Here is a 24511-nt window from a genome sequence, read left to right on the forward strand (position 1 = left end):
GATGATGCAGGTGCCTTCCGACGACGAGTTCGCCGACGCCTTCGGGGTCGCTCCGGAAGCCGAGGACGAGCCGTGGGTCAAGGCCGTCCGGATCGACGACGTGCTGCTCTCGTACGACGAGAACTCCGCATCCGTGCGGGTGCGGTGGTTCCGCGGTGACGACGTCGTGGTCGACCTCTACGACGAGGGCGCGACACGGATGCTGGTGCGGTCCGGCGCCGGCGAGTCCCATGTCGTCGTGGAGTACGCGGACGGGGAGATGGCCGTGCGCATCCACCCGTCCGTGCGCATCACCTCACGACACAACTAGTCCATAGGCCGCCGCGAACGCGATGGCGGTGTCGATGTCGATCAGGGCTCCGGCGAGCTTGGCCTGCCGGAGCCCGTTCGCGTCGATCTTCGCCCCGCGCAGGTCCGCGCCGTCCAGCTTGGCGTCCAGCAGCCGCGCGCCCATCAGGTCGGCGGTGCTCAGGTCGGTGTTGCGCAGGTCGGCCTCGCTGAGGTTCGTCTCGCGGAACCGCTGCCCTGCCAGCTTCAGGTCGTGCAGCGGTGCCCTGACGAACGACGCCAGCGTGAAGTCGACCTCCACGAACGTGACGGGCCGCAGCACGCAGTCGACGAAGTTCGACCCCATGAGGCTGCACGAGTTGAACGACGACCGCGTCAGCACCGTGCGGTCGAAGGTGCACTGCCGGAACGCCGTCGCGTGGTGCCTCGACTCGCCGAGGTCCGTCCGGGTGAAGTCGCACCGGGTGAACGTGCACCCGCTCGTGACCAGTGAGCGGAGATCGGCTTCGGAGAAGTCGCAGTCGGTGAAGGACCGCTTCTCCCACTGCTGATCAGGCAGGTTGGCGTCGGAGTAGTCCTCCCCGACCTCTTCGACCAGGTTGTCCACTCTCACACTCTCGCAGAGTCCGCGTGTTGGTAACGTGCGGGACGCCGGGCGACCTGCCCGACGTCAACGAGGACGATCGTCATTCGGGAAGGCTCATGACCCGCACGCCCGTGAACGTCACTGTCACCGGTGCAGCCGGCCAGATCGGCTACGCACTGCTCTTCCGCATCGCTTCCGGCCACCTGCTCGGCCCGGACACCCCGGTCAACCTGCGGCTGCTGGAGATCACCCCCGCGCTGAAGGCCGCGGAGGGCACCGCGATGGAGCTCGACGACTGCGCCTTCCCGCTGCTCAAGGGAATCACGATCACCGACGACGCGAAGACCGCGTTCGACGGCGTGAACGTGGCCCTGCTCGTCGGCGCCCGCCCCCGCACCAAGGGCATGGAGCGCGGCGACCTGCTCGAGGCCAACGGCGGCATCTTCAAGCCGCAGGGCGAGGCGATCAACGCCGGCGCCGCGGACGACGTCAAGGTCCTCGTGGTCGGCAACCCGGCCAACACCAACGCCCTCATCGCCCAGCAGCACGCGCCGGACGTCCCGCGCGAGCGCTTCACCGCGATGACGCGCCTGGACCACAACCGCGCCCTGTCGCAGCTCGCCAAGAAGCTGGGCGTCGCGGTCACCGACATCCAGAACATGACGATCTGGGGCAACCACTCGGCCACCCAGTACCCGGACCTGTTCCACGCCAAGGTCGGCGACAAGACCGCCGCCGAGGCCGTGAACGACCAGGCGTGGCTGGAGAACGACTTCATCCCGACCGTCGCCAAGCGCGGCGCGGCGATCATCGAGGCCCGTGGCGCGTCTTCGGCCGCGTCCGCCGCGAACGCCGCCATCGACCACATCTACGACTGGGTCAACGGCACCGAGTGGACCTCGATGGCCATCCCGTCGGACGGTTCGTACGGCGTGCCCGAGGGCATCATCTCGTCGTTCCCGGTCAAGTGCGCGGACGGCGAGTACGAGATCATCCAGGGCCTGGAGATCGACGAGTTCTCCCGCGGCCGCATCGACGCCTCGGTCGCCGAGCTCGTCGAGGAGCGCGACGCGGTCAAGGGCCTCGGCCTGATCTGAGTTCGCGTGGCAGTGTGGGGCACGTGCGCATTCCATGGGACGTGCCCCAGCCACAGCTCTCCGACGACGTGCATCCTGCGCTCGCTGACGCCGCCCGTGCGGCGTCGGCGGCGTACGGACGCGCCCGATCCCTGCACACGCGCCTCGAACTCCGCGAAGAAGTCGCGGACGGCGCCGACGGAACACCGACGATGCGCGTCGACCGCATCGTCGAGGACGCGATCCTGGAGTCCATCCACCGCAGTCGCGTGAACCTGCTCTCCGAAGAGGCGGGGTTCGTCGACAACGGTTCCTCGATCACCCTCGTCATCGACCCGGTCGACGGGTCAGCGAACGCCGCGTTCGGCGTTCCTCTCTCTTGTTTCGCTGGTGCGCTCGTAGAAGACGGCACCGCTCAAGAAGCTCTCACGACGTGGTTCGACACGGGCCGTGCGTGGCACGCGCGCGCAGGAGTGCCGACGTCGTTCCGCACCACCGGACGCACCACTGTGGACGGCGCGTCGGTGTGCTTGATGCGCCCCAAGACAGGCACGCAGGACGCGTGGCTGCGCGTGGCGAACCGGGCCGACCGCATCCGCGTGCTGTGCACGACCTGCCTGGAGACCATGCTCGTCGCGGAAGGCACCGTCGACGCGTTCATCGACCCCGGCAGCGACACGCACCGGATCATGGACCTCGCGACGGCACTGGTCACCGTGCCTGCGGCGGGCGGAGTGCTCGTCGACCTGCACGGGCGGCCGTTCACGTTCGAACCCGACCTGACCCACCGGTGGTCGGGGGTGGCGGCCGCGACTCCTCAGCTGGCCGAGGAGCTCATCGCGACCGTCCTCGGTTAGACCATCCCCCGCGGCTCGACGACGCAGTCGGGCCCCGGGAACACCAGCCCTTCGTGCCCGTCGTTGAAACGGACGAGGTAGGGCGGGTGCCCGTCGTTCCCGCGGACTTCGAGGATCTCGCCGAGGCGCTCCTCGAGTCCGATGGAACGGCTGTGGACGTGGAGCCTGTCACCCACTGTTGCTTGCATGGGCTGCGACACCTCCGGTGTGCGGCTTGAGGTAGGCCTAAAGCCTAGGCCGACGCCGGAGGTGCGCAACAGGGCTCAAGTGCTCATCCGCCGCAGGCCGAGGAGACCTTCGCGACGAGATCGGCCTTCTGCTGCACCCAGTCCGCTGCGGAGCTGACGTTCTGCATGCCGTTCGCGGCCTCTTCGAGAGCCTTCTTCACCTGCTCGTCCGGCGCGGAACCCGCGAGGGTCTCCAGCTCCTTCGCCTTGGCCTGAGTCTCCTCCAGAGCCTTCTGGGGGTCGCTCATGTCCGGCGAGAAGCCCACGAGCTGGATCGCGTCGGCGCACAGCTTCACCTTGTCCGCGGTGTCGCTGACGCCCTGGATCGTGTCGCAGGCCGTGAGGCTGCCCAGCGCGAGGGCAGCTGCTGCCAGCGTTCCAACAAGGCGCATTCGCTCTCCTATGCCCGAAGTGTCCGGTTCAGTTGTATACAACTCTACCGAGGAACTGGTTGATCGGATTGGCGTTGGTAGAGCTTGCGGATGACGTCGTCGATTTCCGGCTCCACGACGGCGAGGTCGTGGACCTCCACCTGCCGCACCACCCGGGTGATCAACTGGGCCGCCGTCGTCTCCGCTCTCCTGAACGTGAGGTGGTGGCGCAGTCCGTTCGCCTCGCTGCGCACCGCCGTTACTCCTGGGACGTCTGGAGCAGGTCCGGGTTCCCTCAGGTCGATGACCAGCTCCCGTTCCGGGGTGACCTCGGCGCGCAGCTCGTCGAGCGGTCCGTCGGCGAGCACCCGGCCGTGGTCGATCACCATCAGCCGCGGGCAGAGCCGTTCGATGTCGTCCAGGTCGTGCGTGGTGAGCAGCAACGTCGTGCCGCGGCGGGTGTTGAGGTCCGCGAGGAACTCCCGCAGGCGTTCCTTCGACTCCAGGTCCAGCCTGATCGTCGGCTCGTCCAGCACCAGGAGTTCCGGAGCGTGCAGCAACGCGGCCGTGATCTCGCCGCGCATCCGTTGCCCCAGCGAGAGTTGCCGCACCGGGGTGATCAGCAGCTCTTGCAGGCCAAGGAGTTCCACGCACTCGTCGAGTCTCGCGCGGTAGTCCTGCGCGGAGACGCGGTAGATGGACCTGAGCAGGTCGAAGCTGTCCCGCAGCGGCAGGTCCCACCAGAGCTGGCTGCGCTGGCCGAACACGACACCGATGCGTTTGGCCAGATCACGCCGTTGCCGGGATGGATCGACGCCGTGCACCCTGATGTGGCCGCTGCTCGGCACCAGGATCCCGGTCAGCATCTTGATCGTCGTGGACTTGCCGGCGCCGTTCGGCCCGACGTACCCGACGGCCTCGCCCGCCCGCACGTCGAACGTGACGCCGTCGACCGCGGTGACCGTCTTGTAGTTGCGCCGCAGGCCTTTCGACGTGGCGACCTTGAACTCCCTGCGGAGCTCCCTGACCTCGATCATGAACCCGTCCCCCGGTAGTGCCTGACCGCGAACCGCCACACCAGCGCGGCGACCCCTGCCGCCAGCGCCGCGACGAGCGGTGATGTCCAGCCGACCCAGCCCGGAAGGCCGATCGGGTCCTGCTTCCCGAGCAGCGCGAGGCTCGGGTAGTACGCGACGAACGCCCCCGGCACCACGAACGCCATCAGCCAGCGCAGCGGCCGGGAGTAGACGTTGATCGGGTACGAGGTGAAGGTGTTGCTGCCGTAGGTGACCGCGTTGGCGAACTCGCGGCCCTCGACGATCCAGAAGCAGATCGAGCAGGCCACCACCCACACCGCGCTGTAGATGACGGCGCCCGCGAGCGGCGTGAGCACCGTCAGCAGCACCTTGGCCGGCGACCACGCGATGTCGACGTGCGTGAGCGCGTAGATCATCACCGCGAGCGCGCCGCTGATGCGCCCGATCCTCCTGAGCCGGATGTCGGAGCACATGATCTGCGGCAACAGCCTGAGCGGCCGCATCAGCAGCACGTCGAAGCTGCCGGTGCGGATGTAGGTCGGCAGGTTGTCGAGCTGCCCCGCGAAGAGGTCCGCGACGCCGAACGCGGCGCCCGCGAACGCGTACATCAGCAGCACCTCGTTCTTCGAGAAGCCGCCGAGCGCGTCGATTCGGGTGAACAGGATCAGGATGACGATCAGCTCGTAGCCCTGGGCCAGCACCTGCGTCACGAAGTCCATCGCGAACGACGCCCGGTACGACATCTGGCTCTTCAGGCGCGCGCCGATCAGCCTGGGGTAGATGGTCTCAGCCACCCTGCAGCACCACCTTCCGCACGGCGCGGCTCAGCGCGAACTGACCGATCGCGATGATCACCACGGCCCAGAACGCCTGGAGCGCAAGGATCCTGGCCGGATCGCCGTGCCCGAGGAACACGTCGATCGGGGCCTGCAGGATCGCCGGGAACGGCGTCATCCAGAGCATCTCGCGCGCCCAGTCCGGGAAGAACGAGATGGGCACCGTCAGGCCGCACAGCAGGCCGGACGAGATGTTCCAGAACCCGTAGAGCCCGCGGTTGTCGAGCAACCAGAACGAGCTGATGTCGACGAGGAACCGGAAGCCGAAGCTGATCACCAGCGCGATGAGGGCGCTGAGGGCGAACAACGGCCACTGAAACGCGTTCTGCGGGAACTGGAAAGGGAACAACAGCATGCCGAACACCATCGGCGGCACGAGACGCGTCATCAGCGCGTAACCGCTCCGCCCGACGTCCTCCGCGAGGAGGGCGCCTTGCAGGTTCCACGGCCTGTACAGATCTACTACTACGTCACCGGATCGCACTCGCTCGGCGAGCTCGTTGGTTCCCCACAACAGGACGAACCCGAGCAGCCCCTGCCCGATCCAGACGTACGTGTTGGCGGCAGCGACGTCGTAGTCGGCGATCTCGCCGTTCGCCGCCTTGAGAGCGGCGACGAGAACGGCGACCCGCAGCAGGCCGAAGACCACGTTCGTGGTCATTCCGGCCAGCATCGCTTGTCGGTAGGTCGAATACCTTCGGAAGCCGGCAATGATCAAATCGGCGTGAACACGCACGTCGGTCTACGTTAGTGACCGTCGCAAGTGGATTTCGCTACGCACCGAACGCGCTGGTGACGACCTCTCCCGCCTCCGGCTGCGACGCGAGGCAGAGGAAGTAGTTGCGGCTGCCGTCCTTGAACCCGACCGCGCTCATCTCCCAGCCGGTCGTGTCCACGGTCGGCCGCGAGTTCGCCTTCATCACCGCGGCCGTGCAGACGTCCTTCAGCTCCGGTGACGCCATGAGCTCGTCGCTGTCGACCGCCGGGATCTCGCCGGACAGCCAGCCGCCGGCGAACGCCTCCCAGTAGTGCAGGTCGGAGCAGCTGGCGACCTTCCGCGCGACCGCCGGCATGCCGCCGATGTTCGTGATGCCGCGGAAGCACGTCGACGTCTCGATGCAGAACCCGGAAGCGCACTTCTTGAGGTATGGCGGGATGTCCTCGGCGCCGCCCTGCTGCGTGGTCGACGGCCCGGCACCCTGGGCGTTCGTCTGCTGCTCCTTGCCGAACGGGTTCCACACGACGAAGCCCCCGACCAGCAGGACCACGAGCGCCGCCGCGCCGGCGACCAGGGGCCACGTCCTGCGCTTGGGCGGCGGCGGGACCGGCACCGTCGGCATCCGCATGGGGTCGATCAGCTCGTCCCGCAGCTGCGCCGCGCTGGGCGTGCGCAGGTTGGCGTCCGGGTGCAGGGCCCGTGCCAGCGCCTCGTGCAACGCGGCGGGCACTCCCGGCACCGCGGACACGGGTCGACGCAGGATCTCGCCGAGCTGGTCGAAGCTGGTGATCGGCCACGGCACCGGCCGCGGCGGCTTGCCGGCGAGCAGCGTGTAGAGCGTGGCGGCGAGGCTGTACACGTCCGCCTGGGGCGTCGGCTCGGCCATCGCGAACGCCTCCGGCGGCGCGTAGCTGGGGCTCAGGGCGTCCCGCGTGACCGTGCTGCCGCCCTGCGCGTCGAGCAACGCCGCGAGCCCGAAGTCCGCGAGCTTGGGCGTCCCGTACCGGTCGACGAGGATGTTGCCGGGCTTGATGTCCCGGTGCAGCACACCCGCCTGATGCGCCGCCGCCAACGCGTCCGCGAGCTTGATGCCCAGGTCCCGCACCTGGTCTGGGTGCAACGGCCCGGTGTTGTCGAGCTGGTCGGCGAGCGACCCGCCCGTGCACAGCTCCATGACGATGTACGGCGTGCCTTGCTGGGTGATGTTCGCGTCGTGCACCCCGACGACGTGCGGATGACCCGACAACTTGGCCGCGGCCTGCGCCTCCCGCAGGAACCGCCGCCGGTCCCGTTCGTCGACGAGGACGCGGTTGTCGATCTTCACGGCCACGTCGCGCCCGAGTTGCGCCTGGTGGGCGGTGTACACCGTGGCGAACCCGCCCGCCCCCAGCGGTCTCAGTGCGGTCAGGCCGGGAATGTGGGGTGCGGTCACGCGCGGCAGCTTAGTTCCGCACCCCGACAGTTTTCCGCCTAGGCCGTGCAGTTCAGCGAGCCGGTGTGCAGGGCGTGACTCTTGGTGTTGTCGTCGTCCGACCACAAGACCGTCTTCTTGCCGTTGATGCACGACGGCGCGATGGCAAAGCCTTCGAGGTTGACGTTGGGCAGCTTGGACGGCCGGTCGTACGTCGCCGACACGGTGAACCTGCCGTTGGCGATGGTGAGCGTCGTGGCCCGCCCGCTGCAGTTGTCGTCGCAGGACGCCCAGAGCCTTGAGCCTTCCCACTCCAGGTCCATGACCTGCTTCTGCCCGCTCGCGAACTTGGCGACCAGCTTCGCCCCAGCGTCCTGCAGCGCGTAGAGGAAGATCCCGCCCGTCGCCTCCAGCCCGACCGCCACGAGCCCGGTCCCGTGGCCCGGGTAGTCGGCGGGGTCGTAGACCTTGCCGGCGTCGTCCTTGAACCCCTGCGCCGTCAGGAACGAGTCAGGAACCCACGCGATCCCCTCAGGCCCCTCGTTGGGATCCACCGAAGGCATCCCGGGCAGCTTCCACTCGTTCGTCACGGCGCTGGCCCCGACCTTGAGCACCATCGGCGAACTGACGTCCTCGTCGTCGTTGTCCCGCTCGCTGACCACGAACAACCCGTCCGGCGTGCTCACCACACCCTCGGCATCGGGGTCACCCTTGCCGTTGCGGAACTTCAACGACCGCTTGGAATCAACCTTCCAACCGCTCCCGCCGGGCACCAGCCGGTACAACGTCGACGGCCCGTTCTTCACGGCCCACACGACGCCCTGACTCTCGAACGACAACCCGCTGAGGTTCTTCCCGAACACGTTCGCCCCGTCAGCGGTCGTCGTGGCCGAGCTGCCAGGCCACGAAGTAGCAGCGTCAGCAGTGCTGATGGTCAGTCCCAGCGCGAGGACCGTGAAGACACCAATCGCCTTGATGCGCAACGGAAACGCCCCTTCTCTCCCGAAGCGCTCAAGATCGCACTCCGGCCAGTCGGGCGGCGTTCGTCCAGTGGACCAGACGATGAACTCTCAGGGCTACTTCTTCGCAGCGGCCTTCGCGGCCTTCTTGAAGTCGCGCACCTCCAGCAACGACTTCTGATCGAGCACATCAGCCACGCTACGACGGCTTCCCTCGTCCCCGTAACTACCCGCGGCCTTCCGCCACCCCTCAGGAGTGACGCCGAACTGCTTGCCCAAAAGGGCGAGGAAGATCTTGGCCTTCTGCTCCCCGAACCCAGGCAGCGCCTTGAGCCGCTTGAACACGGCAGCCCCGTCCCCCTCGGCCCAGATCTTCGTGACGTCCCCGTCGTACGTCTCGACCACGAACTGAGCCATCGCCTGCACCCGCTTGGCCATGCTGCCGGGGAACCGGTGCACGGCGGGCGGCGTGGCCATGACGGTGGCGAAGGCCTCGGGGTCGGCCTCGGCGATGCGGTGGACGTCCAGCCCACCCATGCGGTCGGCGAGGACCTTGGGCCCGGAGAAGGCCTTCTCCATCGGAATCTGCTGGTCCAGCAGCATCCCGGTCAGCAGGGCGAACATGTCCGACGCGAGGAGTGCGTCCGCGTCGGGGTTCTGCGCGAGGCACACCGTGCGGGTCATGCGGGAATGGTGTCACGACTACCCGGCGTTCGCTCGCACGCGTCTCCTCGCCACGTCGTACGCCCAGGCGTGGGTCGACACCTTCTTGTCCACGCCGAAGTGGTTCTTCGTGGCCTTGTCGAGGACGAGGTGGTACTCCGGCATGAGCTCGTGCCACGCCACCGACCTGATGTCTTCCGGCTTCCAGTCGTAGAGCGTGACCAGCTCGGCTTTCACCGCGGCGAGGAACTCCGGCCCGTCTGACGTGATGGGCAGCTCGCTGCGGTTTCTCCGTACTTCTCGAGGAGGAGTTCTGAAGGCTGTTCGTGCCTCCGAGCGACTTCGGTACGACGTGTGCTCTTCGACGTTCGGGTCCCGGCAGATGAACATCGCGGCGGGTCGAATCCCGCGTACTCGGCAATCGCCCCCACCGAGGGAGGGGTCTTCCGCGATTCCTCTGGTGCCGGGCGTTCGCGGACGCTCAGAGAGGCGGTGTCGAAGCGGTGCGTCTCGTCGGACTGGATGACCAACGTGCTCGGCACGTCGTCACGCTGCGGCTTCGGGTTGATGGCGCGGACGTGCTGATGAGTTCGTAGGCGTCGCGGTCGAACCCACCTGCCGAGTTCCGGTGACCGTCGATGTCGATGTGCAGGAGTCGTCGTGCGCCGGGGCTCTCGCGCTGCGCGAACTGGGCGATCTCCAGCAGTCGCTGGGCCGATCGACTGAAGTCTTCCTCGATCGTCGTCAGGTGGTACAGGCTTACCGCGCGATCACCGGTCGAGGGCTTCTTGCGCTTCTTCGATCGCTGGTTCGCCTTCTTCGCCCCCATGCTTCCCGCATCGAGCGCCTCAGCACCGCTGTTACCGGTCAGGCCCCTGCCACGCGCACCTCAGACACCACCTGGCGCACCAGCACGCGCAACGCCTCGCGGTCCACCGTGGCCGGGTCGTCGGCCAGCCAGTCGCCCATCTCGTCGACGAACTGCTCCGGCGTCATCGGTGGCACCTCGTAGTCGAGGTCGTCGTCGCAGGTGACCTCGCCGGCGCGGCTCGGGTACACGATCACGGCGCCGCGGATCTCCAGCCAGGGCAGGAGTTCGGCGAAGCGTTCGACGCTGTCGAGCAGTGAGGACGAGCCGCCGCGGAACAGGTGGCCGTTGCGCCACAGTTCGCCGTCCTCGTCGCAGTAGTAGTGGCCGGGGAGCCACGACTTCGACTCGATGAGGACCAGGCGGCGGCCGCAGAGCAGGGCGTGGTCCACGTCGGTGAAGACGGAACCTGGCCAGGCCAGGCCGTGGAAGATGCGCACGCCCGGTAGCTGCGTCATGTACTCCGTGAGCAATCCGGCGGTCAGCCGTTCGCGTCTGTTTTCACCCGGACGGCCGAAGATGGTGTTCCCGTCGTACTCGCCTGCGAACGCCCGTTCGGCTCGGAAGACGGCGAGGTAGCGGCGCACCAGTCGGAACGCCCCGTAACCGGCGCCCACGACGAGCGGTAGCCACACGGCCAGCAGGAGGGGCGACAGGGGGAGTGTCAACGGGATGAGCAGGACGAACCAGCCGCCGATCGCGGCCGCCGCCGGGGCGTGGCCGAGGCCGGTGGCGGGGACGTAGCGGACGCGCGCGCCCAGGTCGATCCGGTTCCACCACTCCATCGAGCCGAGGTCGACGCGTGGGCGTGGCGCCATGTAGTTCGGGTCGTCGCCGAAGTCGCGCAGCCTGCCCGTGTGGCCTGTTCGGCGAGGTCGCGGGCGTGCCGGCGGGCGGGTGACCGCCGGTGCCGGGGCGGCGGGGCGGTCGTAGTCCGCTCGGCGGACCGGGTCCTTCAGCGTCTCGTAGGCCTCCTGGAGCAGGCGGAAGCTGCCAGACGTCCCACCCGCGTCGGGGTGCATGACCTTGGCGAGAGAGCGGTAGGCCGACTTGATCTCCGAGGCACTGGCGCCCCGGTTGACACCGAGCAACTCGTAGTAGTCGATCCCTGGCACGACACCGTCCAGTTCGAGGTTGGTCCGTGAACCTTATTGGGTCCAACACTTTCGCAGGGCATACGGCCCGGACTTCCCCGACTAGTGTGAAGGGCGCGGTGGCGATGGGGCCTGTAGCGCAGTGGTCGACGCGCCCTCCGGGACGGAGGGAGAACGCCGGTTCGAATCCGGCCGGTCCCGCTCAAGACGGGCTCCCGCGTTCCACGAAGTCCTTTGTGGACGGTGCGTGCCCGGCTGAAGTGGCGCAGGATGGCGGGGTGGACGCACTCGAGAACCTGCGGCGCCTCTGCCTGGCACTCCCCGAGGTGACCGAACGCCTGAGTCACGGCGAGCCGACGTGGTTCGTCCGGGACAAGAAGACCTTCGTGACGCTGGCCGACCACCACCACGACGACCGCAGCGCGTTCTGGTGCGCGGCAGGCGAAGGCGTGCAGGAAACGCTCATCGTCCAGGACCCGGAGCAGTACTTCCGCCCGCCCTACGTCGGCCACCGCGGGTGGCTCGGCGTGTACCTGGACGTCGAAGTCGACTGGGACGTCATCGCCGACCTCGTCGAGGACGCCTATCGGGTGATCGCCCCGAAGACGCTGGTCGCGCGACTCGACGCTCGAGTTGCCGACCCGGCTGACCTGCCGCAGTCTTCCGCGCATGGCGACCTGTGACGTCTGTGGCAACGAGTACTGGATGGCCTTCGAGGTGCGCACCGTCGGCGGCGGCGTGCACACGTTCGACAGCTTCGAGTGCGCGATCCAACGGCTCGCGCCGCGCTGCGAGCACTGCGACTGCCGCGTGATCGGGCACGGCGTGGAGGTGGAGGGCAAGTTCTTCTGCTGCGCTCACTGCGCGCGCATGGGCGCGGACGACCTCGGCGCGATGATCCGCGACACCGTCGGCGCGCATCCCAGCTAGGAGAGCACGAGGTCCAGGCTGAGCGGCACGGGCGGCGGCAGAACGTCCGTGCCACTCCGGAACGACTCCAGCAGGTACGCGACCAGGCGCCGTGACGCGGCCATCGCGACCTCCACCGGCACGCCGCCAAGACCGCCGTTGGCCAGAAGTACCAGCGTCAGGTCGTGTGGCGAGAAGTCCGCACGCAGCTGCCCGCTGTCCTTCGCGCGTTGCACCAACGCGCCGAAGTCCTCCCATGTGCGGTCACGCACCTCTGAGTGCAGTTCGGGGAACGACGCCGTGAACGCCGCGGTGAACCCACGGTCAGACGCCTGCAACAGGCACACTTTCTCGATCACGGTGCTGAAGCCGCGCCACGGGTCGGGGTCGCGCAACGCGTCGTCGATCACGGCCTGGCACACCGCGAACTGCTCCGCGAAGGCCTCCACGACCAGCGATTCCTTGGTGGGGAAGCGCCGGTACAGCGTGGCGACGCCCACTCCGGCGCGGCGGGCGATGGCGGCCATCGGGACTTCCAGGCCTCGTTCGGCGAACAGGTCGCGGGCGACGGCCAGCACGCGTGCCCGGTTCTCGCGGGCGTCGGCGCGCATCTGAGACGGTTCGGCGGTCACTTCTTCTCACTTCTGGCCAAGTGGAGGGGGTTCTCCACTTACGAGGCTACGGTCGGGACCATGAACTTCAAGAGCCCGATCGTGAACCGCGTCAACAAGCTGATCGTCGGCCTGCGCGACGCGCCGCTCGTCGGGAAGCTCGTGCGCAAGGGCATCACCGTCGTGTCCTACACGGGCCGCAAGTCGGGTCGTACGTTCACCACACCCGTTGGCTACCAACGCAAAGGCGACACCGTGAACATCCAGGTGATGATGCCGGACGCCAAGTCGTGGTGGCGCAACTTCAACGGCGAGGGCGGACCGCTCACGCTCGAACTCGATGGCGCGCAACGGACCGGACACGCGACATCGCACCGTGACGACAAGGGCCGCGTCACGGTGCGAGTGCAGTTGTAGAAGCCTTACACGGCAAGGGCGAGGCGTCGGCGCTCCAGGAACGCCGCCACGAGGTAGGCGCCGCCGCCCAGCACGGCCAGCACTCCGAAGAACCCGGCGCCGGGCACGAACAGCGTCGCGGCGGCGACCAGCATCAGCCACGTGCCCAGGTTGTAGTGCAGGGCGTTGCCACGGATCGCGCCCTCGGCGATGTAGATCAGGCCCACGACGATGGTCGAGCCGGCGGGCCACAGCACGGTCTGGAGCTCGGGCTTGTCGAACACAGTGCTCAGGCCCGTGACCGCTAACGCCAGCGCGGCGAAACCGGTGACCCAGGCCGTTCCCACGAGCTTCTCGGCTCGTCGCCGTGCCTCGGTGGCGGCTTTCTGGGCCCGCAGCGACGCGGTCATGGCGAACGCGGTGCCGACGACGAGACCGAACGCCAGCAGGCCGATCGGCAGCCACGACGGCATCAGGACCAGGCCGGACTTCGACAGCAGCGCGGCGCCGTGCCCGAAGACGTAGGCGAACGCGAACCCCAGGTAGGCGGCGCGGCTGTCGACCTCGGCCGAAGCCGAAGTCGAAGCGGAGGCGGAGGCGGACGAAGTGGTGGCGGGCAGGGCGGTGGCGTTCACGACGACTCCTGGCAGACGAGTGAGTGGATCAGGCGTGGTGCGATGACGGTGAACTGCGGCGAGCGGCGGATCGAGGCGCGCTGGTCGGCGAGGCCGTGCAGGCCCAGCCAGAACGTCAGCGCGCGGTCCGGATCGAGAAGAACCCTGCTGAACAGCCGCAACGCTTCGGAAGAAAGATCGGCCGCCCCGAACATCACGCGGTAGCGGCGGGGGTGCAGGACGGCGAAGTCGAGATAGGCGAGGCCCGCGGTGTAGGCGTCGGACGCGCCGAGAACGGCGGCCTCGAGTTCGCGGAAGGCCTCGTGGCACACGGCGAGCAAGATCGCCGGAACATCGGGGAACTGCTGGTAGATCGAGGAAGTCGGCAGGCCTGACGCACGGGACACGGCCCGCAGCGTCACGGCGTGCTCGGAGTCGACCAGGGCGGTCGCCGCCGCCACGATCGCCTGGCGGCAGCCAGGCCCGCTCACGGCTCCGGAACGATGACGACCTTGCCCAGCACCGTGCGCGACTCGGCCAGCGCGAGCGCCGAACCCGCCTCGGACAACGGGATGCGCGCGGCGATCTGCGCGGTCAGCACACCGGCCTTGACCAGCTGCAACACCTGCGTGAGGTCCTCGGCGAGACGGGCGCGGAACGCGGCGCGGCGGAAGCGCTTGCCCGCCCAGAAGTTGTAGAAGCCCGCGCGCTTGCCGTTGGGCAGCACGTTCCAGACCATCAGCTGACCGAAGAGCTTGAGCACCGCCAGCGTGCCGCTGCCGGCCTCGTCCTTGGTCGCCGCGGACCCGTAGTTGACCAGCGCGCCGCCCTTGCGCACCAACCGCCACGACTCGTGCAGGCCGGGGCCGCCGACGTGGTCGAACACGGCGTCCACGCCTTCGGGAGCCAGTTCGCGGAGGCGGGCGTACATGTTCGGGTCGCGGTAGTCGACGGGAATGGCACCGAGCGCGCGCACCGCGTCGTGGTGACGCTCCGCCGCTGTGCCGATCACCTTGATCCCTGCGTGACGAGCGAGCTGCACCAGCGTCGAGCCGACGCCGCCGTTCGCGCCGAGCACGACGATCGTGTCGCCGCGCTTGACCTTCGCGGTGCGGTACAGCATCTGCCAGGCCGTGACGCCGTTGACCGCCACGGTCTCGGCGGCGGCGGAGTCCACGCCGTCCGGCACGGGGACCAGGTCGGCGGCCTCGACGATCAGGTGGCTCGCCCACGCGCCGATCTTGGTGACCACGGCGAACCGGTGTCCCCGCAGGTCGCGGTCCACGCCCGGCCCCGCGGCGACGACCGTGCCGACCAGGTCGTAGCCGGGCACGAACGGGAACGGCGGCTGGTCGTAGTACTTGCCCAGGCGCATCTGCTGCTCGGCGAACGAGACGCCGGTGGCCTCCATGCGCAGGACGACCTGGCCCTCACCGGGCGCCGGCAGGTCGCGGGTCCGGAGGTGCAGGCCGTCGGTGCCGACGACGCCCGGCAGGACGATCTCGGTGGCGCGGGTGGCGGCGGTCGTGGCGTTCATGGTGTCGCTCCTTGCGGTCTCGGTTGTGCTTACGGACATAAGCTAACGCCCGTAAGTCTACGAGCGCAAGACCTAACAGCCATAAACTTTCAGGTGTATGGTTACGGCCGTGACGAACACGGAACCGCGCAGGCGCAACCGCAGGGGCGAGGGCGGGAAGCTGCGGGAAGAGATCATCGCGGCGGCCGTCGCGCTCCTGGACGAGGGCGGCGACGAACGGGCGGTCACCCTCCGCTCGGTCGCGCGCAAGGCGGGCATCGCGGCCCCGTCGATCTACCCGCACTTCGCCGACCAGCCGTCGATCATGCTGGCCGTCGTCCAGCAGGAGATGGCCACGCTCACCGCGACACTGAAGGAAGCCGACGACAACGCACCGCAAGGCGCGCGCGCTCGGTTGTTCGCGGTGTGCAACGCGTATCTGGACTTCGCACACCTGCACCCGCAGCGCTACCGGATCATGTTCGGCGGCCTGTGGACCCCGTCGACCGAGGACACCTCGATCACCGACGCCGACCTCGACCAACTAGGCGTGGAGGCGTTCACGCTGCTGGTGGGAGTGCTCGGCGCGTGCATAGAAGAAGGCATCGCGCACGGCAGTGACGACCTCTACGGCGACGCCGTGGCGCTGTGGCTGGGACTGCACGGCCTCGCGCACCAGCGGGCCGTGGTGCGCAAGATGCCCGGACCCGCCGACGTCGGTGACCGGCTGATCAGGGCACTCGCGCACCTGAAGTAGACCTGGCGGGCGCTCGGCGGCTGAGATCGCGGTGTGGCCACTCGGCTCAGGCGGGGGACCGAGCAGGTTGAGGATCTCGTTGACCGCTCGCGGAGCAGGTGGACATCAGACAGCCGTGCGATCGGCAAGTCGCCTGCGTGGAACGTTCGTTGCTCGCCAACCGGTTACGGGGCCTCGAACAGGGTCGACACCGACTCGCCGACGTTGATCCGCCGCATCGCCTCGGCCATCGCCGGCGCGATCGACAGCACCTTCAGCTTCGGCACGGCCTTCTCGGCGGGGATCGGCACGGTGTTGGTCGCGACGATCTCCAGCACGTCGTCGAACGCCTGCAGCCGGTCGAGCGCGCCGGACGAGAACAGCCCGTGCGTGCAGGCGACCCGGATCGAGCCGGCCCCGCGCTCGCGCAGCTTGTCCAGCAGTTCGATCACCGTCGAGCCCTTGGCGATCTCGTCGTCCAGCACGATCACGTCCCGCCCTGCCACGTCACCGATGACCGTCGAGATCTGCACCTTGTCGTCAGCGAACCGCTGCTTGGCGCCGGCCGCGACGGGCAGCCCGAGGATCCGCGCGAAGTGCGCGGCCTCCTTGGCGTTGCCGAGGTCCGGCGACACCACGACGGTGTTCGACAGGTCGTACCGCGAGAAGTGCTGGGCCAGTTCGCGCAACGCGTGCAGGTGGTCGACCGGCACCGAGAAGAACCCGTGCACCTGCGGCGAGTGCAACGTCATCGCGAGCACCCGCGACGCGCCCGCGGCCACCATCAGGTCGGCGACCAGGCGGCCGCCGATCGAGATCCGGGGCGCGTCCTTCTTGTCCGAACGCGCGTATGCGTAGTGCGGCAGCACAACGGTCGTGCGCGCGGCGGAGGCGCCACGGGCAGCGTCCAGCATCAGCAGGAGCTCGACCAGGTGTTCCTGCACCGGCGGCACCAGCGGCTGGATCAGGAACACGTCCCGCTCACGGCAGTTCGCCTGCAACTGCACTTCCAGGCAGTCGTTGGCGAACCGCGTCAGGCGGCTCGGGGAGAGCTCGACGCCGAGGTGGCCGCAGATCTCGGCAGCGAGTGAGGGATGGGCAGAACCACTGAAGACAGCGATGTCACGCACGCCGCCGAACCTAGTCGACGACCAGCACCAACTTGCCGTCCTGGAAGAACGGCGTGAGGTTCCCGCGCGTGTCGACGGTGTGGGTTCCGCGCGGCAGCACGGCTTCTATGGCCGTGAACGCGAGGATGTCCGACACGCCGTGACGGCCGCGCAACGACCGTTGGCCTTGATAGCGCAGAGCGCGCCCCTCGCGGCGGTATTGGTGTGCCTCAGCAGCAGTGGAGGCGCCTACTCGAAGCGCCTCCGGGCCTACCTGACGTGCTGATGAAGCACCGCGCACCGCGACGCCGAAACCCTGTGCGACCAGTGAGTTCACCACTGCGTCGGACGGGGGAACCGGCAGCAGGAAGGACATCGCGTAGTGCTCGTCGACCTCGTGCACCACGACCGTCCTGGCCGTGGTCAGCACGGTGTCGTGCAGCTCGAGCGCGATCTTCTCCGCTTCCCAGCGGTTCTCGTAGCCGGCGTCGATGCCGACGAAGGTGCTGGTCACCTGACCTCCACGAAGATCGGGTTGGTGTAGCACCACAGGTCCTCCCACGGGTTCGCGGCACCGGGTGCGTCCGCCTGCGGGTCGAACGTGCCGCGGTTGCCGTCGGTTCCGCGCAACCGGAGGAAAAAAGGCTCCCGGACGTTGCGGAACGTGTGCGTGAAGACCGCATAGTGCCAGCGCGGCTCGTAGGATCGCTCGACCTTCACATGTGGCGTGGCCAACGTTTCAGATGATGATCGTCCGGTTACCGCGCCCTTGATGAGGTCCAAACGGCGCAACCTGGGGATGAATCCCGCGCTGTTGGGCCGGGTCGCGAGACGTGCCTTGACCAGCACCGTCACGTCCGAACCGCGGCGCACGCGCAGACGGCCGCCCATCGTCTCCGTTCCGCCGGATGCGTAAACGTTGAACTGGAGATCATCGACCAGCCCGCCGTGCGACACCCACGCCCGTCCGGCTCGCAGACCTTCCATGACGGCGCCGCGCGTGCGCCGGGTCGCGCCGACGACGGTCCGCGAGAACTCACACGGGAAGAAGTCGACATAAGGCGGCAGGACCTGGGGCACGGCACCGGTGATCGGGTCGAGGTGCTTGCCCGTCAGGTCGAACTGGTCGCCGGGCTCCGGTACGCGGACGATCGTGTCGCGCGAGTTGAAGTGCGAGTCCGAGTTGGACGTGATCCACCAGCCGAGCCCCTCGGCGAGCAGCGAGTCCCAGACACCGCCGACCTTCGCCGTCATCCAGTCGAAGCCGCCGTAGGTCCTGTAGGCCTCGGCGGGGTAGGGCGCGTACGAGTTCGAACCGGGGCTGTTCGCGTACCCGCCGCGATGACCGCCGGGACCGCGCAACGGGTCGCCGTCGCCCTGCGCGCCGGGCGCACCCTCCATGCCGACAACGATGTCCGGTGCCAGGTCACGCATGTTCCGCAGTTCGTAGGGCGCCACCCGGCCGTTGCGCATCGGGTGGTTCACGAACACCAGCGCGGACTTCATGGTGCCGTTGCGGATCTTGGTCTGGAGGAACCGGATCGCGTCCAGCGCCTTGCGCTCGTTGGCGGGGTTGGAGGCCTCCTGGCCGTTCAGCCGCCAGTCGAACTGACGCTCGAAGTCGCGCAGCACCCCTGCCTCGTCCCGGCAGTCCTCGAAGAACACCGTGGCGTGCTCGGCGCCGGGCACGTTCCACTCCATGCCGTGCCACAGCAGCAGTTGCGGGAACTTCTTCCGTGCGCGCTGCAAGTCGGCAGCAGTCGCTTCGACGGAATGCGCCTCGTGTGACGCGTGTCCGTGGTCGGTCACCACGAGCCAGTCCGTGCCGTGTCGCAACGCACCGCGGATCTGCTGCTCGATGGTGTACATGCCGTCGTACGAGTACTGCGTGTGCGTGTGGTGGTCGCCGGACAGCCACTGGTACCGGCCACTCGAAGCCGACGCCGTTCCGGTGCCGAGCGCGCCGGCCACACCGAGCACGCCGGCTCCCTGCAGGAACCGTCTGCGGGCTACTTCGGACACGGCTGACCTCCACGCACCGGATCGGGGTCCGTGGAGGCTAGAGCGATCGGGTGAGCCGGAGATGGACAGCGAATGAACTAGATCGGAAGCAGGTCGACCCAGCTCAGGAACGGCAGCGCGCCCGTCGCCTGCAACGCCGCGAGTCCCAGCCAGATCGAGAGGACCGTCACGATCGGCCCGACGATCGCCATCTCCACGACCCCGCCGGTCTTCATCCGCATGATCTTCGGCGGCGCGACCGGGAACCAGGTCTTGCCCATGATCGGGATCGGCCACAGGATCGGGCACCCCTGCTCGGTGATCGCGTCACCGATGTAGTGCGCGAAGCACCCGATGCCCACTGCGATCCCGCACGCCGCCGCGGAGGCGTCCGTCTGCGAGGTCCACGCGATCATCGCCCACGTTATGCCCGCCGACACCACGGTGATCCACAGCGCGTCCTGCTTGGGGCACCAGTCGTTCATGATGCCGCGCACGGCGAGACCGGCGAACACGAACATGAGAACCGGCAGCGCCCACTTCTGGCTGTTCTGCACGACCGCCGCGGTGAAGACGGCGGCGAACAACGCGAAGACGAGCGTGTGTGTGAGACCGCGATGTCCGCCGTCTCGCTTGGAATCTCGTTTCAGCCGTGTGGTGCGGTACACGAAGCTGCTCAACGCGTTGATGCCCGCGGACAGCCCGCCGCTCAACGCTCCGAACGTGCGCGAGATGGTCGAACCGGGGTGGTCGAGGTCGGGCAGCAGTGCTGCTCCGGTGGCCAGAACGGCGCCGACGGCCCAACTCTGCGGCGTCAGCTGGCCGATCGGGTGACTCGACGCGAGTGCGGTGACGGCGCTCCAGGCGAGCAGCCCGCTCATCGCATGTGTTGGCCCAGTTGACACTTACGCCCCTTCTGATGATCACCCGACGGAGCAACAGTAGTCGCTCGCACGTTCGAATCCGTCGTTTCTCAACACGCCTGTCGAGACGGTTCTGTTGCACCGGACGTGGTAGCCATTAGGGGAGAGACCGCGTGCGCTGCTGGGCGCAGACGCGCGGGCTATGGTGCGCCTGAATCGGTGTAACCAGGGTCGCAGGCGCAGTCGAGCGTTCTACCAGTACGCTTGTCTTGCTTGCATCGTCGCGAGAGGAGCGCCCGGAGTTATGGGCAAGATCAAGGTTCAGGGCACCGTCGTCGAGCTCGACGGCGACGAGATGACCCGGATCATCTGGCAGTTCATCAAGGACAAGCTGATCCACCCGTACCTGGACGTCACTCTGGAGTACTACGACCTGGGCATCGAGCACCGGGACGCCACGGACGACCAGGTCACGATCGACGCCGCGAACGCCATCAAGAAGCACGGCGTCGGCGTCAAGTGCGCCACGATCACGCCGGACGAGGCGCGCGTCGAGGAGTTCGGCCTCAAGAAGATGTGGGTCTCGCCGAACGGCACGATCCGCAACATCCTCGGCGGTGTCGTCTTCCGCGAGCCGATCATCATCTCCAACGTCCCGCGGCTGGTCCCCGGCTGGACGAAGCCGATCATCATCGGCCGTCACGCCCACGGTGACCAGTACAAGGCCACCAACTTCAAGGTGCCCGGCGCCGGCAAGCTCACGATCACGTTCCAGCCGGAGGACGGCTCGGACCCGATCGAGCACGTCGTCACCGAGTTCCCGGCGGAGGGCGGTGTGGCGATGGGCATGTACAACTACAACAAGTCCATCGAGGACTTCGCCCGCGCCTCGTTCTCCTACGGCCTGCAGCGGGGCTACCCCGTCTACATGTCGACGAAGAACACGATCCTGAAGGCCTACGACGGTGCCTTCAAGGACATCTTCCAGCGCGTGTTCGACGAGGAGTTCAAGGCGGAGTTCGACGCCAAGGGCCTCACCTACGAGCACCGCCTCATCGACGACATGGTCGCCGCGGCCATGAAGTGGGAGGGCGGCTACGTCTGGGCGTGCAAGAACTACGACGGTGACGTCCAGTCCGACACGGTCGCGCAGGGCTTCGGCTCGCTCGGCCTCATGACGTCGGTCCTGATGACGCCGGACGGCAAGACCGTCGAGGCCGAGGCCGCGCACGGCACCGTGACGCGTCACTTCCGCCAGCACCAGGCCGGCAAGCCGACCTCCACGAACCCCATCGCGTCGATCTACGCGTGGACCCGTGGCCTCATGCACCGCGGCAAGCTGGACAACACCCCCGAGGTGGTCCGCTTCGCCGAGGCGCTCGAGGAGGTCGTGATCGAGACGGTCGAGGCCGGTCAGATGACCAAGGACCTGGCCCTGCTGATCAGCAAGGACCAGGCGTGGCTGACCACCGAGGACTTCCTCGCCGCGCTCGACGAGAACCTCAAGAAGAAGATGGCGTCCTTCTGATCGCCTGACTCTCGCGAGAAGGCCACCCCGGTTACGCCGGGGTGGCCTTTTTCGTGCGCCCGTCACCCGGTCGGTTCCTCTTGCGGGTGGTTGCCGCGCCGCGCCGTCCACACAGGTCTCGCAGCCGCTATATCTGCTGATCCAGGGCTTGTGTCAGGTGGAGGCGTTCGCGATGTTCGGTGTGCCGGTTCGGGGAATGATCGTCATCGGGGTGCTCGGCGTCGCCGGCGTGATGTACGCGGTGAACGGCGGCAAGCCGATGGGCAGCGACACGTCGTCGGGGATCTGCAAGATCACGGTGACCGCGGACGTCCTCAACGTCCGCTCCGGTCCCGGCGACATGCAGCCGATCGTCTCGACCATGCCGCGCGACGCGGTGTCCGACGCCCAGGGGCGCGTCGAGAACGGCTACCGGATGCTCAGCGACCGGCGCTGGGTGAGCCAGTCGTTCACGGCGCTGACCAGCGACTCCACCTGCAAGTAGCGAAAATTCCAGGGATTTCCCGGTTCGGAAAGGCCTTTCCTGACCGGGGTGGCCTCTTTAGGATTGACCCGGCTGGCCTAGCGCGGGTAGCCGGAACGCGCCGCCACGTGTTCGAAGAGCGTGCGGCGAAGGGACGTATCCGTGGCGGTGGTGTCTGACCGCAGGCGGGAGCTCGCGGTGGTGCGCGAGGCTCTGGAGAACACCCCGGCGGTCGTGTGCGTCGAGGGCCGGGTGGGGCTCGGCAAGTCCCCGGTGCTGGCCGAGACCGTGCGGATGGCACGCGAGCTGGGCTTCACCGCATTCCGCGCGCAGTGTTCCGCCTCCGAGGCCGGGTTCCGGTTCGGGGTGCTCGCCCAGCTCTTCGAGAGCCACGCCGACGAGATCCTCGCCGGGGACGCCGGCCAGGCCGCGCTGCACCGGGTGCACCGGCTGGTCCGCGAGCTCTCGGTGGACTCCCCGGTGCTGCTCGCGGTGGACGACGTGGAGCTCGCCGACGAGCCGTCGTTGAAGTTCCTCGCCTACCTGCGTCGACGGCTCGGTGAGTTGCCGGTCGTGGTGGTGGTGACGCGCGGGTTCGTGGATGAACCGCCATTGCTCCGTGAGGTGGTCGGGGACGCCGTGCGCGTTCGGTTGCGCGGGCTCGACCAGCTCGCGTGCGGCCGTTTCCTGCGGACGGTGTTCTCCTCCTCTGTGGTGCCCGACGACGTCATCGCCGACTGGCGGGTGGCGACCGCCGGCAACCCGTACCTGCTCGGGCTGCGGCCTCGTGACCTGGGGGAACGGGCGGGAGAGCTGGTCGCGCGGCTGTCCGCCGGTGGGCCGGGGGTGGTGGCTCTGGCGCGGGCGTTCGCGGTGCTCGGGGACGCCGACCTGGCGTTGGCTGGTGCGGCGGCCGGATTGGGTGCCGACGAGGCCGCGGACGCGTCACGGGCGTTGGGCGGCATCGGGTTCGCGGGCGTGCCGATGGTGATGGCGACGTTGGCGCAGAGCACGACCGCGTTGGACCGTGCGTCGATCCACGCGCGCGCAGCACGGTTTCAGCACCATGACCAGGCTTCCGCCGATGACGTGGCCACGCACCTGCTGGAGGCCTCGCCGGTCGGGGAGGAGTGGGTGCGGGACGTGCTGCTCGCGGTCGCCCGAAGATCCACGCCGGACCGCGCGATCGCCTGCCTGCGCCGGTTGTTGCGCGAGCCGTTGCCGGACGACCTGCGCGGCGAGGTGCTGGTCGAGCTCTCGGAAGCCCAGTCGCTGGTCGACCCCGGCGCTGCCCGTGCGTCGCTGAGCAAGGCCGCGGGCGCGTCGATGGACGTGGCGGCCGAGGGGCGGATGGCGTTGCTGCTCGCCTACGACCTGGCCGGGCGGCGGCTGTACCGGGACGCGGTGGCGAAGGTCGAGTCGATGGTCGCGCGGGTGTCCGGAGTGGATTCCGACCTGGCCCAGCGGCTGGACCTGTACGCGTTGGCGCTGGGGATGGAGGAGTCGTTCTTCTCCAGCGAGGTGGAGACGCGGATCGCGCGGCTGCTCGGATCGCGGATGACGTCGGCCCGCAACACCCGGTTCCTCGACACGTTGCTGGCTTATCGCGGCGCGACGATCGGGGTGAACCCCGGCGAGACGCGGCGCCGGGTGAACGCGGCGCTGCCGGTGCGGTTCGGTCGCGACCTGATCGACCAGTTCTCGTTCGCGCACGTCATCGTGGCGTTGCTCGCGATCGACGAGTACGAGCTGGCGGACCGGCAGTGCGACGAGGCGTTGCGGGTGACGTCCGAACGCGATCTGGGCCTGGGTTCCGCGCTGGTGCAGGGGTTGCGGTGTCACGTGGCGCGCCGGCTGGGGTCCTTGGCGGTCGCGGAACAGCTCGGGCTCGCGTCGTTGGCGCGGCTGGATTCCCTTGGGGCGCACCAGGCCGACAACGTGGTGGTCGGCGTCGCGGGGCTCGTCGGTGCGTGGGTCGACACCGGCGACACGGCGTCGGCGTTGCGGTTGCTGCGCGAACGGTCGTTGGACGGCGATCTGCCCGAGTACTCGCACTACAACGTGCTGCTGCACCAACGCGGACGCCTGCACACGGCGTTGGGTGACCCGGCTTCGGCGTTGCGCGACCACCTCGTGTGCGGCCAACGGATGGAACGGCGCGGCGCGCGCAGCCCGTCGTTGCAGCCGTGGCGTTCGCACGCGGCGTTGGCGCACATGGCGTTGGGGGAGAAGGAACAGGCTTCGTTCCTGGCGTTCCAGGAACTGGAGCTGGCCCGCGAGTGGGGCCTCGCCGTGCCCGTCGGCGTCGCGTCGCGGGTCGCCGGCGTGGTTGCGGAAGACCTGGAACTGCTGGAGGAGTCCGTCTCGACGCTGCGGGACACCCCGGCACGGCTGGAGCTCGCGCGGGCGTTGCTCGACTGGGGTGTGGGCCTGCGGGGTGCCGGCCGCGGCCCGGAGGCGTTGGCGGCGTTGCGGCAGGGCCACGACGTGGCGAAGCGGTGCGGCGCGATCTCGTTGATGGGCCTCGCCGCCAGGGAACTGCGCGCGGCCGGTGGACGTCCGGCGCGCGTGCCGTCGGGTTCGGTGCTCACCGCGCAGGAAGAACACATCGTGCGGCGCGCGGTGCACGGACTGACGAACCGGCAAATCGCGGCGGAGCTCTTCGTGACGCCGAGAGCCGTCGAACTGCATTTGACGCGGGCGTACCGCAAACTGGGAATATCCGGCCGCCGCGATCTGGCCGCCGCATTGGAGAAGGCCGGCGCGTGAGGGCG

At 68.4% G+C, this 24511-nt stretch carries 30 protein-coding genes and 1 tRNA gene; 11 read left to right on the forward strand and 20 right to left on the reverse strand.

Annotation, left to right across the window (positions count from 1 at the left end; genetic code table 11):
• Position 1 precedes the first annotated feature (1 nt).
• The gene (locus ACQEU1_RS30505) at positions 2–310 is read left to right on the forward strand and encodes a hypothetical protein (protein ID WP_433209043.1); all 309 of its coding nucleotides are present in this window, start codon (positions 2–4) and stop codon (positions 308–310) included.
• On the opposite strand, the gene ACQEU1_RS30510 is transcribed toward ACQEU1_RS30505, so the two are convergent.
• Positions 296–895, reverse strand: coding sequence for a pentapeptide repeat-containing protein (locus ACQEU1_RS30510; RefSeq protein WP_433209046.1), 600 nt, complete (start codon positions 893–895; stop codon positions 296–298). The genes ACQEU1_RS30505 and ACQEU1_RS30510 overlap by 15 nt on opposite strands.
• Positions 896–990: 95 nt before the next feature.
• On the opposite strand from ACQEU1_RS30510, the gene ACQEU1_RS30515 reads away from it, so the two are divergent.
• Together ACQEU1_RS30515 and ACQEU1_RS30520 are read left to right on the forward strand one after the other, a co-directional pair.
• Positions 991–1971 (forward strand): malate dehydrogenase, encoded by a 981-nt coding sequence (locus ACQEU1_RS30515; protein WP_433209049.1) that lies wholly within the window; start codon positions 991–993, stop codon positions 1969–1971.
• A gap of 23 nt (positions 1972–1994) precedes the next feature.
• A complete protein-coding gene (locus ACQEU1_RS30520) occupies positions 1995–2807 on the forward strand; it encodes an inositol monophosphatase family protein (protein ID WP_433209052.1) in 813 nt (270 codons plus the stop codon).
• Here ACQEU1_RS30520 and ACQEU1_RS30525 read toward each other — a convergent pair.
• The 11 genes from ACQEU1_RS30525 to ACQEU1_RS30575 form a co-directional block, all read right to left on the reverse strand.
• Complete coding sequence (locus ACQEU1_RS30525; RefSeq protein ID WP_433209055.1) at positions 2804–2995, reverse strand: DUF1918 domain-containing protein; 192 nt, start codon at positions 2993–2995, stop codon at positions 2804–2806. The two genes, ACQEU1_RS30520 and ACQEU1_RS30525, sit on opposite strands and share 4 nt — an antisense overlap.
• Positions 2996–3078: 83 nt before the next feature.
• Positions 3079–3426 carry a hypothetical protein gene (locus ACQEU1_RS30530; RefSeq protein WP_382438822.1) on the reverse strand — a complete coding sequence of 116 codons (348 nt, stop codon included), beginning with the start codon at positions 3424–3426 and terminating at the stop codon, positions 3079–3081.
• A 44-nt stretch (positions 3427–3470) separates the two neighbouring features.
• Entirely contained in the window at positions 3471–4442 is a 972-nt protein-coding gene (locus ACQEU1_RS30535) for an ABC transporter ATP-binding protein (protein ID WP_433209059.1), read from the reverse strand.
• A complete protein-coding gene (locus tag ACQEU1_RS30540; protein ID WP_433209062.1) occupies positions 4439–5236 on the reverse strand; it encodes an ABC transporter permease in 798 nt (265 codons plus the stop codon). The genes ACQEU1_RS30535 and ACQEU1_RS30540 overlap by 4 nt, the downstream gene beginning before the upstream one ends.
• The gene (locus ACQEU1_RS30545; protein ID WP_433209065.1) at positions 5229–5939 is read right to left on the reverse strand and encodes an ABC transporter permease; all 711 of its coding nucleotides are present in this window, start codon (positions 5937–5939) and stop codon (positions 5229–5231) included. Before ACQEU1_RS30545 ends, ACQEU1_RS30540 begins: the two co-directional genes overlap by 8 nt.
• Positions 5940–6051: 112 nt before the next feature.
• Positions 6052–7428, reverse strand: a complete 1377-nt coding sequence (locus ACQEU1_RS30550) for a serine/threonine-protein kinase (protein ID WP_433209068.1) — start codon at positions 7426–7428, stop codon at positions 6052–6054.
• 38 nt (positions 7429–7466) lie between these two features.
• Complete coding sequence (locus ACQEU1_RS30555; RefSeq protein ID WP_433209071.1) at positions 7467–8390, reverse strand: esterase-like activity of phytase family protein; 924 nt, start codon at positions 8388–8390, stop codon at positions 7467–7469.
• A gap of 93 nt (positions 8391–8483) precedes the next feature.
• The gene (locus ACQEU1_RS30560) at positions 8484–9050 is read right to left on the reverse strand and encodes an HhH-GPD-type base excision DNA repair protein (protein ID WP_433209074.1); all 567 of its coding nucleotides are present in this window, start codon (positions 9048–9050) and stop codon (positions 8484–8486) included.
• Between the two features lie 18 nt (positions 9051–9068).
• Complete coding sequence (locus ACQEU1_RS30565; RefSeq protein ID WP_433209077.1) at positions 9069–9266, reverse strand: hypothetical protein; 198 nt, start codon at positions 9264–9266, stop codon at positions 9069–9071.
• A 244-nt stretch (positions 9267–9510) separates the two neighbouring features.
• The gene (locus tag ACQEU1_RS30570; RefSeq protein WP_433209080.1) at positions 9511–9858 is read right to left on the reverse strand and encodes a hypothetical protein; all 348 of its coding nucleotides are present in this window, start codon (positions 9856–9858) and stop codon (positions 9511–9513) included.
• A gap of 38 nt (positions 9859–9896) precedes the next feature.
• Positions 9897–11012, reverse strand: coding sequence for a J domain-containing protein (locus ACQEU1_RS30575; protein ID WP_433209083.1), 1116 nt, complete (start codon positions 11010–11012; stop codon positions 9897–9899).
• A gap of 106 nt (positions 11013–11118) precedes the next feature.
• On the opposite strand from ACQEU1_RS30575, the gene ACQEU1_RS30580 reads away from it, so the two are divergent.
• The 3 genes from ACQEU1_RS30580 (at position 11119) to ACQEU1_RS30590 (ending at position 11921) form a co-directional block, all read left to right on the forward strand.
• Positions 11119–11192: transfer RNA gene (locus tag ACQEU1_RS30580), tRNA-Pro, on the forward strand.
• Between the two features lie 77 nt (positions 11193–11269).
• Positions 11270–11674: an MmcQ/YjbR family DNA-binding protein gene (locus ACQEU1_RS30585; RefSeq protein WP_433209086.1), complete on the forward strand. Its 405-nt coding sequence runs from the start codon at positions 11270–11272 to the stop codon at positions 11672–11674.
• Positions 11661–11921 (forward strand): Prokaryotic metallothionein, encoded by a 261-nt coding sequence (locus ACQEU1_RS30590; RefSeq protein WP_433209089.1) that lies wholly within the window; start codon positions 11661–11663, stop codon positions 11919–11921. Before ACQEU1_RS30585 ends, ACQEU1_RS30590 begins: the two co-directional genes overlap by 14 nt.
• Here ACQEU1_RS30590 and ACQEU1_RS30595 read toward each other — a convergent pair.
• Complete coding sequence (locus ACQEU1_RS30595) at positions 11918–12532, reverse strand: TetR/AcrR family transcriptional regulator (RefSeq protein WP_433209092.1); 615 nt, start codon at positions 12530–12532, stop codon at positions 11918–11920. The genes ACQEU1_RS30590 and ACQEU1_RS30595 overlap by 4 nt on opposite strands.
• 60 nt (positions 12533–12592) lie before the next feature.
• Between ACQEU1_RS30595 and ACQEU1_RS30600 the strand changes: the two genes are divergently transcribed.
• Entirely contained in the window at positions 12593–12928 is a 336-nt protein-coding gene (locus ACQEU1_RS30600; RefSeq protein ID WP_394615444.1) for a nitroreductase/quinone reductase family protein, read from the forward strand.
• A 5-nt stretch (positions 12929–12933) separates the two neighbouring features.
• Here the strand turns inward: ACQEU1_RS30600 and ACQEU1_RS30605 are convergent, their stop codons facing one another.
• From ACQEU1_RS30605 to ACQEU1_RS30615, 3 genes are read right to left on the reverse strand one after another with little or no spacing between them, the layout of a single operon-like run.
• Positions 12934–13542: an ABC transporter permease gene (locus ACQEU1_RS30605; RefSeq protein ID WP_433209095.1), complete on the reverse strand. Its 609-nt coding sequence runs from the start codon at positions 13540–13542 to the stop codon at positions 12934–12936.
• Positions 13539–14012: a TetR/AcrR family transcriptional regulator gene (locus ACQEU1_RS30610; protein WP_433209098.1), complete on the reverse strand. Its 474-nt coding sequence runs from the start codon at positions 14010–14012 to the stop codon at positions 13539–13541. The genes ACQEU1_RS30605 and ACQEU1_RS30610 overlap by 4 nt, the downstream gene beginning before the upstream one ends.
• Positions 14009–15058, reverse strand: coding sequence for a medium chain dehydrogenase/reductase family protein (locus ACQEU1_RS30615; RefSeq protein ID WP_433209101.1), 1050 nt, complete (start codon positions 15056–15058; stop codon positions 14009–14011). The genes ACQEU1_RS30610 and ACQEU1_RS30615 overlap by 4 nt, the downstream gene beginning before the upstream one ends.
• Before the next feature lie 109 nt (positions 15059–15167).
• Here ACQEU1_RS30615 and ACQEU1_RS30620 point away from each other — a divergent pair, with 109 nt between their 5' ends.
• Entirely contained in the window at positions 15168–15794 is a 627-nt protein-coding gene (locus ACQEU1_RS30620; RefSeq protein WP_433209104.1) for a TetR/AcrR family transcriptional regulator, read from the forward strand.
• 164 nt (positions 15795–15958) lie between these two features.
• On the opposite strand, the gene ACQEU1_RS30625 is transcribed toward ACQEU1_RS30620, so the two are convergent.
• The 4 genes from ACQEU1_RS30625 to ACQEU1_RS30640 form a co-directional block, all read right to left on the reverse strand.
• Entirely contained in the window at positions 15959–16903 is a 945-nt protein-coding gene (locus tag ACQEU1_RS30625) for a ribose-phosphate diphosphokinase (RefSeq protein WP_433209107.1), read from the reverse strand.
• 10 nt (positions 16904–16913) lie between these two features.
• Entirely contained in the window at positions 16914–17396 is a 483-nt protein-coding gene (locus ACQEU1_RS30630; protein ID WP_433209110.1) for a hypothetical protein, read from the reverse strand.
• Positions 17393–18904: a PHP domain-containing protein gene (locus tag ACQEU1_RS30635; protein ID WP_433209113.1), complete on the reverse strand. Its 1512-nt coding sequence runs from the start codon at positions 18902–18904 to the stop codon at positions 17393–17395. The genes ACQEU1_RS30630 and ACQEU1_RS30635 overlap by 4 nt, the downstream gene beginning before the upstream one ends.
• A 77-nt stretch (positions 18905–18981) precedes the next feature.
• Entirely contained in the window at positions 18982–19788 is an 807-nt protein-coding gene (locus ACQEU1_RS30640; RefSeq protein ID WP_433209116.1) for a metal-dependent hydrolase, read from the reverse strand.
• A gap of 262 nt (positions 19789–20050) precedes the next feature.
• Here ACQEU1_RS30640 and ACQEU1_RS30645 point away from each other — a divergent pair, with 262 nt between their 5' ends.
• The 3 genes from ACQEU1_RS30645 (at position 20051) to ACQEU1_RS30655 (ending at position 24506) form a co-directional block, all read left to right on the forward strand.
• Positions 20051–21274: an NADP-dependent isocitrate dehydrogenase gene (locus tag ACQEU1_RS30645; RefSeq protein ID WP_285643281.1), complete on the forward strand. Its 1224-nt coding sequence runs from the start codon at positions 20051–20053 to the stop codon at positions 21272–21274.
• A 196-nt stretch (positions 21275–21470) separates the two neighbouring features.
• Entirely contained in the window at positions 21471–21758 is a 288-nt protein-coding gene (locus ACQEU1_RS30650) for an SH3 domain-containing protein (protein ID WP_433209119.1), read from the forward strand.
• Positions 21759–21899: 141 nt separating this feature from the next.
• Positions 21900–24506: a LuxR C-terminal-related transcriptional regulator gene (locus ACQEU1_RS30655; RefSeq protein WP_433209122.1), complete on the forward strand. Its 2607-nt coding sequence runs from the start codon at positions 21900–21902 to the stop codon at positions 24504–24506.
• Positions 24507–24511: the final 5 nt, after the last annotated feature.

This window comes from Lentzea sp. CA-135723 (assembly GCF_050936595.1).
GTDB lineage: Bacteria > Actinomycetota > Actinomycetes > Mycobacteriales > Pseudonocardiaceae > Lentzea.